This window comes from Streptomyces sp. NBC_01390, assembly GCF_045040105.1.
Lineage (GTDB): Bacteria > Actinomycetota > Actinomycetes > Streptomycetales > Streptomycetaceae > Streptomyces.
Genome location: NZ_CP109551.1, coordinates 598,367 through 610,539, shown reverse-complemented (window position 1 = coordinate 610,539; position 12,173 = coordinate 598,367). Strand labels below are relative to the sequence as shown.

General features: G+C 70.7%; 11 protein-coding genes and 1 pseudogene. 4 read left to right on the top strand and 8 right to left on the bottom strand.

Translation table 11 applies throughout. From position 1 onward, the window contains the following. Window positions 1–104: 104 nt before the first annotated feature. Window positions 105–1,436, bottom strand: a complete 1,332-nt coding sequence (locus OG241_RS02585; protein ID WP_405813387.1) for a cysteate synthase — start codon at window positions 1,434–1,436, stop codon at window positions 105–107. A 280-nt stretch (window positions 1,437–1,716) separates the two neighbouring features. Between OG241_RS02585 and OG241_RS02580 the strand changes: the two genes are divergently transcribed. The 3 genes and pseudogenes from OG241_RS02580 to OG241_RS02570 all read left to right on the top strand — a co-directional run bounded on the left by OG241_RS02580 (window position 1,717) and on the right by OG241_RS02570 (window position 4,930). Continuing rightward, complete coding sequence (locus OG241_RS02580) at window positions 1,717–2,862, top strand: thiamine pyrophosphate-dependent dehydrogenase E1 component subunit alpha (RefSeq protein ID WP_405813385.1); 1,146 nt, start codon at window positions 1,717–1,719, stop codon at window positions 2,860–2,862. Window position 2,863: 1 nt separating this feature from the next. Next, window positions 2,864–3,826: pseudogene (locus OG241_RS02575) on the top strand (alpha-ketoacid dehydrogenase subunit beta); the annotation flags it as partial. After that, on the top strand, window positions 3,803–4,930 hold the full coding sequence (locus OG241_RS02570) for a dihydrolipoamide acetyltransferase family protein (protein ID WP_405826002.1): 1,128 nt from the start codon (window positions 3,803–3,805) through the stop codon (window positions 4,928–4,930). The pseudogene OG241_RS02575 and the gene OG241_RS02570, both read left to right, overlap by 24 nt. 36 nt (window positions 4,931–4,966) lie before the next feature. On the opposite strand, the gene OG241_RS02565 is transcribed toward OG241_RS02570, so the two are convergent. The 3 genes from OG241_RS02565 to OG241_RS02555 form a co-directional block, all read right to left on the bottom strand. Then, complete coding sequence (locus OG241_RS02565) at window positions 4,967–5,983, bottom strand: zinc-binding dehydrogenase (RefSeq protein ID WP_405826001.1); 1,017 nt, start codon at window positions 5,981–5,983, stop codon at window positions 4,967–4,969. Window positions 5,984–5,997: 14 nt separating this feature from the next. Then, window positions 5,998–6,858 carry a fumarylacetoacetate hydrolase family protein gene (locus tag OG241_RS02560; protein ID WP_405813384.1) on the bottom strand — a complete coding sequence of 287 codons (861 nt, stop codon included), beginning with the start codon at window positions 6,856–6,858 and terminating at the stop codon, window positions 5,998–6,000. Between the two features lie 78 nt (window positions 6,859–6,936). Further along, window positions 6,937–7,767 carry an IclR family transcriptional regulator gene (locus tag OG241_RS02555; RefSeq protein WP_405813383.1) on the bottom strand — a complete coding sequence of 277 codons (831 nt, stop codon included), beginning with the start codon at window positions 7,765–7,767 and terminating at the stop codon, window positions 6,937–6,939. A 46-nt stretch (window positions 7,768–7,813) separates the two neighbouring features. Here OG241_RS02555 and OG241_RS02550 point away from each other — a divergent pair, with 46 nt between their 5' ends. Further along, window positions 7,814–9,529, top strand: a complete 1,716-nt coding sequence (locus tag OG241_RS02550; RefSeq protein ID WP_405813382.1) for an IlvD/Edd family dehydratase — start codon at window positions 7,814–7,816, stop codon at window positions 9,527–9,529. A 23-nt stretch (window positions 9,530–9,552) separates the two neighbouring features. Here the strand turns inward: OG241_RS02550 and OG241_RS02545 are convergent, their stop codons facing one another. The 4 genes from OG241_RS02545 to OG241_RS02530 form a co-directional block, all read right to left on the bottom strand. Further along, on the bottom strand, window positions 9,553–9,954 hold the full coding sequence (locus OG241_RS02545) for a VOC family protein (RefSeq protein ID WP_405813380.1): 402 nt from the start codon (window positions 9,952–9,954) through the stop codon (window positions 9,553–9,555). Window positions 9,955–10,031: 77 nt separating this feature from the next. Continuing rightward, window positions 10,032–10,463: a YybH family protein gene (locus OG241_RS02540; protein ID WP_405813379.1), complete on the bottom strand. Its 432-nt coding sequence runs from the start codon at window positions 10,461–10,463 to the stop codon at window positions 10,032–10,034. 171 nt (window positions 10,464–10,634) lie between these two features. Further along, window positions 10,635–11,195, bottom strand: coding sequence for a YybH family protein (locus OG241_RS02535; protein WP_405813377.1), 561 nt, complete (start codon window positions 11,193–11,195; stop codon window positions 10,635–10,637). Continuing rightward, on the bottom strand, window positions 11,128–12,150 hold the full coding sequence (locus tag OG241_RS02530) for a zinc-binding dehydrogenase (protein WP_405813376.1): 1,023 nt from the start codon (window positions 12,148–12,150) through the stop codon (window positions 11,128–11,130). Before OG241_RS02530 ends, OG241_RS02535 begins: the two co-directional genes overlap by 68 nt. Between the last annotated feature and the right edge of the window lie 23 nt (window positions 12,151–12,173).

The window sequence follows — 12,173 nt, the reverse complement described above, 5'->3', positions numbered from 1 at the left end:
GGTGTGGGGGAGTGGGGGAGGAGGTGTCGGGGTGCTGTCGTCGGCAACGTGGCGGGTCGTCCGACGCCGCCCCAGAGGGGCCTTGGGGCGCGGACAGTGAGGCGTCAACTGGCCGATCCCGCAGGTGTGGAGGCGTACGACAGACGCCGGCCGACCTGCTCGGCGACCACGCGCGGCCCGTCGCCGCCGGTGGGCCAGGGGACGCGCAGCCAGGGCTCGGCGGGGATCAGCCGCAGGTCACGGGCCTGCCGGGCCCGGCCGCCGCCCGTGATGTTGAGGAGGACCACCTCGTCGCGGTCGACGCGCCCGGCGCTCACGGCCTCGGCGAGTGCGGCCAGCGCGACCCCCGCACCCGGCTCGATGTCGATGCCCTCGGTCTCCGCGAACAGGTCCATCGCCGCGATGGCGGCAACGTTGTCGACGCGCAGGACGTCACCACAGCTCTCGGTGAGCACGTCGCGTACTCCGCCGTGGACGGCGAACGGCGGTCGCCTGTTGGTCAGTTCACGGGCCAGCGGCTCGTGTTCCCGGTCGGCGGGAGCCGCGCCGCCGAACCGCCACGCCTCGAACAGCGGGGTGAACGGCGCGTTCTGACACATCAGCAGACGCGGCAGCCGCTCGCCACCGGACCGGATCCGGCGCGCCGCCTCATGGGCGCCGATGGCTCCCGTACCGCTGCCGACCGCCTGTACGTACGTCTGCGGAAGGCGCCCGATCGCCTCGGCCGCCGCCAGCATCACGGTGCCCAGGCCGTCACGGCGCCCGACGTTGCGGCAGCCGCCCTCCGCCTGATGGCCGGGAAGCCGGGCCAGCAGGTCGGCGGCGGCGATGGCATCGCTGTAGGTGGCGCCCCCGTCGAGGACGACGATGCGTACGCAGGGGTCGAGCGGCCCGGGAAAGCGCATGCCCGCCATGGCGGGTTCGGGCACCACGAGCAGGCAGGGCACCTGATGGCGGGTCGCGGCCCACGCGAAGGCGGCGGCGGTGTTGCCCGCCGAGGGGATCACCAGAACCGGCGGGTCGGCGGGCAGCCGGCCGAGCACCGTGTACGCCTCAAGGTCCTTGAACGTGCAGGTGGGCAGCTGAGCGCCGCGCTCCGGCCAGTACCCGCTGAAGGCGACCCACAGCTGATCGAGTCCGATGCGCCGGCCGAGCCGGTCCGCGTGGTGGACGACCGGGCCGGGCACATCGGGAAAGGTCCGCGCCACCGGCAGCAGCGGGGCGTGACGGAACAAGCCGGTGCCGACGCGTCCGGCGGAGCCCTCGGGGCCGCCGTGCGCTGTGTACTCGGTGTACTCGGTGCGCAGGAACGCCGGATCATGTGGTCGGGGGCAGTCGAGAATCAGGCCGTCGTCCTCGTAGCGGGTACCGCAGGAGGTACAGACGAGTGTGTAGTGACGATTTCCCGGGCGTACTTGGGGGCGTACGGGGGACATTCCATTGCCTTCCGCAGGGCCGTGCTTCGCGGATCAATTGCAACCGGAGATGTGCAAAGGACGGGCGACCCGGGAATTACCGTTGCCCCAACGGTAGGTTGACGTTCCGTTCACCCAAGTCGCCCGGCACACACCTGCGGACTGTTCAGTTCCGCTTCATCTTCCCTTCTCGAAAGGCGAGCTGAGGCTGTGTTAGCCCTGGTAAGGCAGCCGGGCGCATGGGCGTCCTGATGGAGAGGACGGCGGGGAATTGAGCAACAAACCAACGCATGGAACGGTGGTGGAACGGGCAGGTTCTTCGTCCGTTCCCTCGCTTTCGCCTTCGCAATGGCTCCCTTCTCAAGTTCCGGTGCGCTTTTTCCCATGGAAGGGAAAAACGCTGGAAGGCGATCAGGTCGAACCGGCCGACTCGACCGGCGGATTCCGGACGTATGACCTGCCGGATTCCGGGCTGTTGCTCGACGCGTACCGGAAAATGGTGGTGGGGCGCCGCTTCGACGAACAGGCGACCGCGCTCGCCCGCCAGGGCCGGCTCGCGGTCCACCCGTCCAGCCTCGGCCAGGAGGCGTGCCAGGTGGGCGCGGCGCTCGCCCTGCGCCCGACCGACTGGCTGTTTCCCACCTACCGCGACTGCGTGGCGCTGGTCAGCCGGGGCATCGACCCCGTCGAGACGCTGACCCTCCTGCGCGGCGACGGCCACTGCGGCTACGACCCTGTACGACACCGCACCGCACCCCAGTGCACCCCGCTGGCCACCCATGCGGCACACGCCACCGGGCTGGCCCACGGCGAACGCCTCAAGGGCACGGACACGGTCGCCCTCGCGCTCGTCGGCGACGGCGCCACCAGCGAGGGGGACTTCCACGAGGCGCTGGGTATCGCGGGTGTCCTGCGGGCCCCCGTGGTCTTCCTGGTGCAGAACAACCGTTACGCCATTTCCGTCCCGCTCTCCGCGCAGAGCGCCGCACCGAGCCTGGCGTACAAGGGAGTCGGCTACGGCGTCCGCTCCGAGCAGGTGGACGGCAACGACGTGGCGGCCGTACTCGCCGTACTGGGCAAGGCGGTTGAGGAAGCACGCTCGGGTGGCGGACCGTGGCTGGTCGAGGCGCACACCTACCGGATGGCCCCGCACACCAGCGCCGACGACCCCTCCCGCTACCGTCCGGCCGAGGAGACGGAGCACTGGCGCGGACGCGATCCGATCGACCGGCTCGAGACCTGGCTGCGCGAGCACGGCCTGCTCACCGAGGACGACATCGCGGCAACCGCGGCTCAGGCCGAGGCGTACGCGGCCGACGTGCGCAGCCGGCTCGCCGAGGACCCCGCACTCGACCCCCTCTCGTTGTTCGATCACGTGTTCAGCGCCCCGACCCCGCAACTGATCGAGCAACGCGCCGCCCTGCGGGCAGAGTTGGAGGACAACTGAGATGACGGCCACCGCGATGGCACAGGCGCTCAACACCGCCCTGCGGGACGCGCTCGACGCCGACGAACGCGTCGTCGTCTTCGGCGAGGACGTCGGCCGGCTCGGCGGCGTCTTCCGGGTCACCGACGGACTCACGGACACCTTCGGCGACCGCCGCTGCTTCGACACGCCGGTCGCGGAGGCGGGCATCGCCGGCCTCGCCGTCGGAATGGCGATGGCCGGTTTCCGGCCGGTGGTGGAGATGCAGTTCGACGCCTTCGCCTACCCGGCGTTCGAACAGATCGCTTCCCACATGGCCAAGTTCCGCAACCGCACCCGCGGCGCTCTGGCCCTGCCTCTGGTCGTCCGCATCCCGTACGGCGGCGGAATCGGCGGAGTCGAGCACCACAGCGACTCCAGCGAGGCGTACTACACGCACACGGCCGGCCTGAAGGTCGTCACACCCGCCACGGTCGCCGACGCCTACTCCCTCCTGCGGGAGGCGATCGAGGACCCGGACCCGGTGGTGTTCCTCGAACCCAAGCGCCACTACTGGACCAAGGAGGACATACAACTCCCCCTGCGCAACGAGCCGTTCGGTACGGCGGCCGTACGCCGCTCCGGCACCGACGCCACACTCGTCGCCTACGGTCCGTCGGTCGCCGTGGCCCTGGCGGCGGCGTCGCAGGCCGCGGCCGAGGGACTCGACGTCGAGGTGCTCGACCTGCGCACCCTGGTCCCGCTCGACGACCACGCGCTCACCGCGTCCGTACGGCGCACCGGCCGCTGCCTGGTGGTGCACGAGGCGCAGGGGTTCGCCGGCGTCGGCGCCGAGATCGTGGCCCGGGTCCAGGAGCGCTGTTTCGACGCGCTGCGCGCACCGGTGCTGCGCGTCACGGGCCTCGACATCCCGTATCCGCCGCCGCTGCTCGAAAGCGCCCATCTGCCGGGTGTCGGGCGGGTGTTGGCCGGACTGCGCCGGCTGCTGCCGGACGGCGGCCGGGGCGTACGACAGCCGGTGCCGCAGGCGGCCGTCGAGCCGGCGGCGGGCAGCCGTACGTTCCTGCTGCCGGACCTGGGGGAGGGGCTGGTGGAGGCGGAGGTGCTGGAGTGGACGGTCGCCGTGGGTGACAGCGTCACACACGATCAGACCGTCGTCGAGGTCGAGACGGCCAAGTCCGTCATCACCCTCCCGAGCCCCTTCGCCGGCACCGTGACCGCCCTGCACTGCCCGGCCGGCGAGACGGTCCAGGTCGGCGCACCCCTGCTGTCGGTGGCGGAAGCCGCGCCCGAGGACGACTCGGGCGCCGTCCTCACCGGATACGGCACGGGCGGGGCACGGCGGGCCATGAGCAATGGTGCGGCGGCCGCAACCGTGGAGCAGGGGAGCCGGGGGAGCCAGGGGGGTAGCGATACAGCTGCGGCCGCCCGGCAGCCCGGACTGCGGATCCCGTTGGACGCCGCTGCCGAGAAGTTCGTGCGCGGCCACCGCGACACGCCCGCGGTCACGATCTGGGCGGACGCCGACGCCACCGCCCTGCTCGCCGCACATGACGCTCTCGGCACGGGTCTGCTGTCGCTGTTCGCCAGGGCCTGCCTCACCGGGCTCGCCGCCTTTCCGCAGCTCAACTCCCGTGTGGACGACGTCCGTTCGGAGATCGTCCGGTTGTCGCAGGTGCACCTCGGCTTCGCCGCGCAGACCGACGAAGGGCTGGTCGTCCCCGTCGTGAGGGACGCCGACCGGTTGGCGCCGGCCGACCTCGCCGCCGAACTGCGCCGCCTCACCGGCCTCGCCCGAAGCGGCGCACTCCCCGCCGCACACCGCACCGGCGGCACGTTCACCCTCAACAACTACGGCGTGCTCGGTGTCGACGGCGCCACCCCGATCCTCAACCACCCCCAGGCGGCCATGCTCGGCGTCGGACGGATCGTCGAACGCCCCTGGGCGGTGGACGGCCGGGTCGAGGTGCGCGAGGTCGTCCACCTGTCGCTGACCTTCGACCACCGCGTCTGTGACGGCGCCACCGCGGCCGGTTTCCTCCGCCATGTCATCGACGACATCACCGCACTCCGAGCCGGCTCAGTCTGAACCGGGCCAGTCTGTACGGGCTCAGTCTGACCCGGCTCACCCCAGGCGCGGGTCGACATGGAACTTCGGCCCGGGACCCGCGCCCACCGGCCGCTCACCCGCGAGGACGGCTCCGACCTGGTCCAGGCCCACCGTCGCCGCCACGAGAGGCCTCGGATCGACCGAACCCTCGGCGTACGCCCGGATGGTGGCGTCGAGACCGGGGGACGCCGACAGGACACCGACCGCGGTGACGTCCCCCAGGACGAGCGCGCGGGTGTCGACGCGGCTCGGTTCGCCGGCCAGACCTATGTAGACGACATGGCCCGCCGGTTCGACCAACTGAAGGGCGAGGTCAGGAAGATGGACGGCGTTGGAGGCGTCCACGACGGCATCGTACGGCAGATCCGGGACGGTGTCCTGCCTCCAGGTGTGCTCGAAGCCCAGCTCGCGCGCGAAGGCGAGCGAGTTGTCGGTGACGCCCATCAGATGGACCTCCGCACCGGCGGCACGGGCGAACATCGCGACCAGGAGGCCGATCGTCCCCGGGCCCAGGACCAACGCGCGGTCACCGGGACGCAGTTCGGCCGCCCGGGAGGCACGCAGGGCGTTGCCCCCGGGCTCCACCAGCGCGCCCAGTACCGCGTCGACCGAGTCCGGCAGTACGTGCAACGAGGAGACCGGCACCGCGAGTTGCTCGGCCAGAGCGCCGGCCCGCTCGCCGCGGATACCGACCTCCTGCCGCTTCTCGCACACATGCTGGTTACCCCGTCGGCAGCGGCGGCAGGCGCCGCAGCCGAGCATGGTGTCACCCATGACCCGGCGGTCGATCCACCCGGGATCGACTCCGTGGCCGACCGCCGCCACCCGCCCCGCCCACTCGTGGCCGAGGCGCATCGGATAGGCGGAGTGGCCCTGGTGTAGATAGGCCATCGCGCCGGTGAAGAACTCCATGTCGGTACCGCACACGCCGACCCGCTCGACGTCGACGACGACCTCGCCGGGCGCCGGCACCGGAGCGGGGACCTCCTGGACCCTGTACTTCCCGGGGGCCGTCAGGACGAACGCGCGCATGAGGCGCCGGGCGGTCACCGAGGGCCGAGCACGTGCTGACGCTGGCTGCCGAGGCGGGTGATGCCCAGCTCCATGACATCACCGGGCCGGAGATACACGGGCGGGTTCAGACCCATGCCGACGCCGGGCGGGGTGCCGGTGTTGATCAGGTCGCCGGGTTCCAGGACGAGGAACTGGCTCAGGTAGTGCACGACGAAGTACGGGTCGAAGATCATGGTCTTGGTGTTGCCGGTCTGGCGGCGGACACCGTTGACGTCGAGCCACATGTCGAGCGCGAGGACGTCGTCGATCTCGTCAGTAGTGGCCAGCCAGGGGCCCGCCGGGTTGAACGTCTCGGCGGACTTGCCCTTCGCCCACTGCCCGCCCCGCTCCAACTGGAAGGCGCGCTCGCTCACGTCGTTGACGACGACGTACCCGGCGATGGCGTCGCGCGCCTCCTCGACCGAGTCGAGGTAGCTGGTGCGGCGGCCGATCACGATTCCGAGCTCCACCTCCCAGTCCGTCTTGGTCGACCCGCGCGGAATGCGTACGTCGTCGTTCGGCCCGACGAGGGTGTTGGGCGACTTGGTGAACAGGATCGGCTCGTCCGGCACCGCCATGCCGCTCTCGGCCGCGTGGTCACGGTAGTTGAGCCCGATGCACAGCAGCTGGTGCGGGCGGGCGATCGGGGCGCCGATGCGTTCCCCGGCGAAACGGGACACCAGGCCGGCGGCCGTCCGCTCGGCCACGACGGGGCGGACACGGTCGAGGCCGCCCGACCCGAAGAACGCCTCGTCGAAGTCCGGGACGAGGTCGGAGAGGTCGACGTACGTCTCGTCGTCGACACGGGCGACAGGCTTTTCGGCGCCTGCGGCACCGATACGCATGAGGTACACGGGGTCAGTCTCCAGTTCGACCGGGAGCGGGGCAGGGCGGTGGGGTGGCTGGGTGGTTGAGGGTCGGCATGCTGTTCGTCACCGGCGCGGCTCTGCCAAGGGGCCGAGCAGGGCCCGGATCTCATCGACCGCGTCGACCAGGGTGCGCAGCGGCGTCCGGTAGGTGAGCGCGCTGACGCTCACGGCGCCGGAGGGAGCCGTCGGCGAGGTCGCGTACACGGGCAGGGCGAGGCAGTTGACGCCCGCCTCGTTCTCCTGGTCGTCCACGGCGTACCCCCGGTCGCGGGTGACCCGCAGGTCGTCGTAGAGGCCGTCGGCCGTGCACAGGGTCCGGGCGGTGCGGTGTTCCAGGGGCGAGTCGCCGATCCATGCCTCGACCGCCGCCACGGTGTCCAACCGGTGGGCGAGCAGCGTCTTTCCGACGCCGGTGGCGTGGGCGGGATTCCGGCCGCCCACCGTCGACGTCAGCCGTACCGCACCGGTGGGCGGGTCGACCTTCGCGCGGTAGACGACCTCCCGGCCGTCGAGGACCGCGTAGTGCGCCGTCTCGCCGAACCGGTGGGCCAGCGCCTCCAGTACGGGACGTACCCGGACGTGCTCGGGTCGGTCCTCGTGGTGGGCGAAGGCCATCCGCAGGAACTCGTCGCCCAGAACATAGCGACCGCGGGCCCCCTGGTCGGCCAGTCCGGCCCGGCGCAGGGACACCAGGGCCCGGTGCACGGTCGGCTTGGGGCTGCCGATCACCCGGGTCAGCTCCTCAAGGCCCACACCGTCGGGATACCGCGCCAGCTCCTTGAGGACGGCGAGCACGCGGTCGGAGCCCACGAGTCGCGAGACGTCACCGTCGCCCCCGGCGACTTCGTCATTCACAGGGGCTGACGTGCCCTCGTCCAGCTGCCTATGCTCCATGAGGTTCCGAAGATTAGACCAAGGTACCAATTATTGGAAAGGGTCGATGGTGAAGCTTCGCAGCGCACAGTGGTACGAGGGACAGGGGCGCAACGCCTACATCCACCGGGCCTGGATGCGCAGGGGCGCACCGGACGACGCCTTCACGGGCCGGCCGCAGATCGCCATCGCCAACACCGCCTCGGACCTGACCCCCTGCAACGCGCATCTGAACGAGGTGGCTGCCTCGGTCCGTAACGGGGTGTACGAGGCCGGCGGCATCCCCCTGGACCTGCCGGTGGTGTCCCTGGGCGAGACACAGGTGAGGCCCACCGCCATGCTCTGGCGGAACATGGCGGCGATGGCCACGGAGGAGATGCTGCGGGCCAACCCCATCGACGGAGTCGTCCTGCTGGGCGGCTGCGACAAGACGATCCCCTCACTGCTGATGGCCGCCGCCTCGGTGGACCTGCCCGCGGTCGTCGTACCCGGCGGGCCGATGCTGACCGGGACCTTCCGGGGGACACCGCTGGGCTGCGGCACCGACGTGTGGCGGCTGTCGGAGGAGGTACGGGCCGGCACGCTCTCCCAGGAACAGTTCACCCGCTCCGAGTCGGCGATGATCCGCAGCCGCGGGCACTGCAACACCATGGGCACCGCCTCGACGATGGCCCTGGTGGCCGAGGCGCTGGGCACGATCGTGCCGGGGGTCGCCGGTATCCCGGCGCCCGACAGCCGCCTGCTGGAAGCCGCCCACGGCACCGGCAGGCTGGCGGTGGACATGGTCGCCGCCGACCGCCGCCCCGCGACCTTCCTGACCAAGGCGTCCTTCCACAACGCGATCGTCGCCCTGGCCGCCATCGGCGGATCGACCAACGCCGTCGTCCACCTGCTGGCCATCGCCGGACGCCTGGACATCGACCTCTCACTCGACGACTTCGACCGCATCGGCTCCCGCGTCCCCGTCCTGGTGGATCTCCAGCCGGCGGGCCGCTTCCTCATGGAGGACTTCCACCGCGCCGGAGGCCTGTCCGCCGTCCTGCGCGAGGTGCGCGACCTGCTCGATCCGGACGCCCTCACCGTCACCGGCGTGCCGCTGGTGAACCATCTCGACGACGCGCCCATCTGGGACCCGGAGGTCATCCGCACCCGCGCGAAACCGCTGGTCGCCGAGGGCGGTATCGCGGTCCTGCGCGGCAACCTCGCCCCCGACGGAGCGCTCGTCAAACCGGCGGCGGCCTCCCCGCACCTGCTGCGCCACCGGGGCCGCGCGATCGTCTTCGACTCGATCGAGGACTTCCACGCCCGTATCGACGACCCGGATCTCGACGTGGACGCCGACTCCGTGCTCGTCCTGCGCGGCTGCGGCCCCAGGGGCTACCCGGGCATGCCCGAGGTGTCCAACATGCCGCTGCCGAAGAAGCTGCTGGAACAGGGCGTCCGTGACATGGTCCGGGTCTGCGACGGCCGGATGAGCGGCACCGCCTACGGCACCGTCGTCCTGCACGTGGCCCCGGAGGCGGCGGCCGGCGGCCCGCTCGCCGTCGTCCGCACCGGTGACGTCATCGTCCTGGACGTCGAGGCCCGGCGCCTCGACGTCGACGTACCCGCCGACGAACTCGCCCGCAGGACCCCCAACGAGGCCACGGTCACCAGCTTCGCCAACCCCCGGCGCGGCTGGGAACGCCTGTACGTCGACCATGTCCAGCAGGCCGACACGGGCGCCGACCTGGACTTCCTCATCGGTTCCAGCGGCTCCGAGGTGAGCCGCGAATCGCACTGACGCGTCCCACGTGAAAGGCCGCGTCAGGCGGCGCCGGCCGGGCGGACGTCGCGTTCGCAGACGGCGAGAACGTTGCCGGAGGGGTCGTGGAACCAGGCGAACCACGGGCCCTTGGCGCGGTAGATCCCGTCCGAGTCGATCTTGATGGATGTCCCCTCGTAGTGCTCGAACTCCACGCCGCGCCGGGTGAGGTCCGCGACAGCGACGGGGAGGTCGGGGACGACGATGTTGAGGATGGTGAATCGTGCGGGCTCGTGCTTGGGGTGGGCGTACGCGACGGTGTACGCGCCGCCGGGGAGGTGAATGAAGAGCATTCCGTCCCGGTCTTCGATACGCAGGCCAAGTACGTCCTGGTAGAAGGTGCGGGTCGATTCCAGGTCGTTCACGGTGAAGGAGCTGTAGGCGTCCGTCGCGGTGTCGGTCATCAGGGGTCCTTACGTTCGGTCGGGTCGACGGTGGTTAGGGTGCGTGGGTCTCGGTAGCCCGCTCGTAACCGTCGCGGTCAGGAAGCAACCCTTTCGGTCACCGTCTGGGAGAAGGCCCAGTGGGAGTGCGCGATGCGCCACTGGTCGCCGATGAGGCGGTATCCGTGGCAGGCGTTCCAGGCGCGCAGCTGCTTCTCGTCGCCGTTGCCGTCGAGTACGAAAGTGTGCAGGTTGTACGCGAGGACGGCGAAGGTTCCTTCGTCGCTGACGTGCACCTGAGGGTTGAGGTAGTCGCTGCGCACGATGTGCGGGTTCTTGTAGATGGAGTTGATCCAGGCGATGACGTTGTCCCGGCCGACCACGAGCCTTTCCAGGATCGGGTCGAAGTAGCTGACCTCGTCGGCGAACGCGTCGAGGTAGCCGGTGTTGTCGCCGACGCTCCACCGCTCGTTGAAGGACTTCTCCAGCTCGATGATGGTCTTGCTGATTTCTTCCTTGTTGACGCCCATGGCGTTCCTCTCGTGTGAGCCGCGGTCGGCCGATTCCGGCCTGACCGGGCGAGTTGGGGGGGCTTTGTCGGCCGGACATGTGAGCCGGCCGTCGAGCAGAGCGACGTGCTTGCCCGGCGTCGTGCCGGCCTCAGCGGCAGGGTGTGCTGCTCTGCAGCGCACCGTGGGGCGCTACCTCCCGATGCTGCGCCCGAGGTTGTAGCGGGCCCATGCGTCGCGCAGGGACAAGTGCCCGTGCTTCAGCAGCCACTGGCCGTCGGCCTTCCGGAAAATGAGCGACATGTTCCACGTCAGGAACTCCTTCTCCTCGCCGATGCCGTCCCGCCGGTACGTGGTGAAGTTGAAGACCAGCAGGACCTCGTCATCGCTGAGAGGGCGGGCGGTCTCGTTCTGGTACTCCTGCCTGGTGAGGCCCGCGCCCTCGCCCGATTGAAGGCGCTTGAAGTGCGCACGCACGGTTTCACGGCCGACGAGGAGGTACTCGGTGAACGGGTCGAAGTAGGTGACGTCCTCGGCCAGCGCGTCCATGTAGCCGGTCGGGTCGCCACTGCTCCAGCGCCACTGGATCGCTGCTCGAAGTCGACGAGCGTCTGGATTTCCTCGCGTGTGAGGGCCACGACATGTTCCTTGCTGAGGGATCTCTGGGGTGATCTGGGCCGGGGTCTCAGTCGTCCAGGACGACGACGTGCTTGCCCGGCGTGGCGCCGGATTCGAGGTCGGCCTGGGCGTCACGGACCTGCTCCAGGCCGTGGTAGACCTTCGCGACCGGGACGTTGAGGCGCCCCTCCGCGATGGCCTGGAGCTGGTGGGCGAAGGCGTCGGCCGGGAGGTCGGCGGCCTGGCCGCCGTAGGAGGTCAGCCGCACCCCGAACGGGATCATGAACGGGCTGAAGTCGGGGATCGTCCACTGGCCCGCGAGGGCTCCGGTGAAGCAGACCGTGCCGTGGAGGCGGACGGTGCGCAGGGTGTCGGGGAGGGCCGAGCAGCCGACCAGTTCCAGGGCGGCGTCGACGCCGTCCGGGAACAGCTCGCGCACCTGCTCGGCGAGGGTGCCGTTGTCGACGAGGGGGTGGTCGACGCCCGCCGCCCGCAGTTCCCCGGCCCTCGCCTCGCTGCGGGTGGTGGAGATGACGGTGGCTCCGAGGTCCTTCGCGATCGCCGCCGCGCTCAGCCCGACCGTGGAGGTGCCGCCGCGGATCAGCAACGTCTGCCCGGCCTTGAGGTCCAGGCCGCGGGTCAGCGATCCGTACGCGGTCTGGAACATCTCCGGCAGCGCTCCGACCACGTCCCACGGCAGGCTGGTCTCGAACGGGATGACCTGCCCGGCGGGGACGCTCACGTACCGGGCGTACGCGCCGTCGTACGAGCGGCCCATGCCGCCCATCATCGTCGCCACCTGCTGCCCCGGCCGCAGCCCACTGTCCTCGTCGGCGGCATCGACCACCCCGACGCCCTCGATGCCGGGCACCCGCGGATACGTGACCACCGCGTCCGACTCTCCCTTGCGAGTGAGGACCTCGGACTCATTGACGCCGAACGCCTTCACCTTGATCCGCACCCAGCCGGGCTTGCGGACCGGCACCGGCACATCCTTGATCTCCAGTGCCTCCAGGCCGCCGGGCCGGGTGACGACGACGGCCCGCATGGTCGCCGGGGCGGCGGTGTCGGCTGCTGTGGAGTGGCTCATGTCGTACTCCTTGTTCCAGCGGG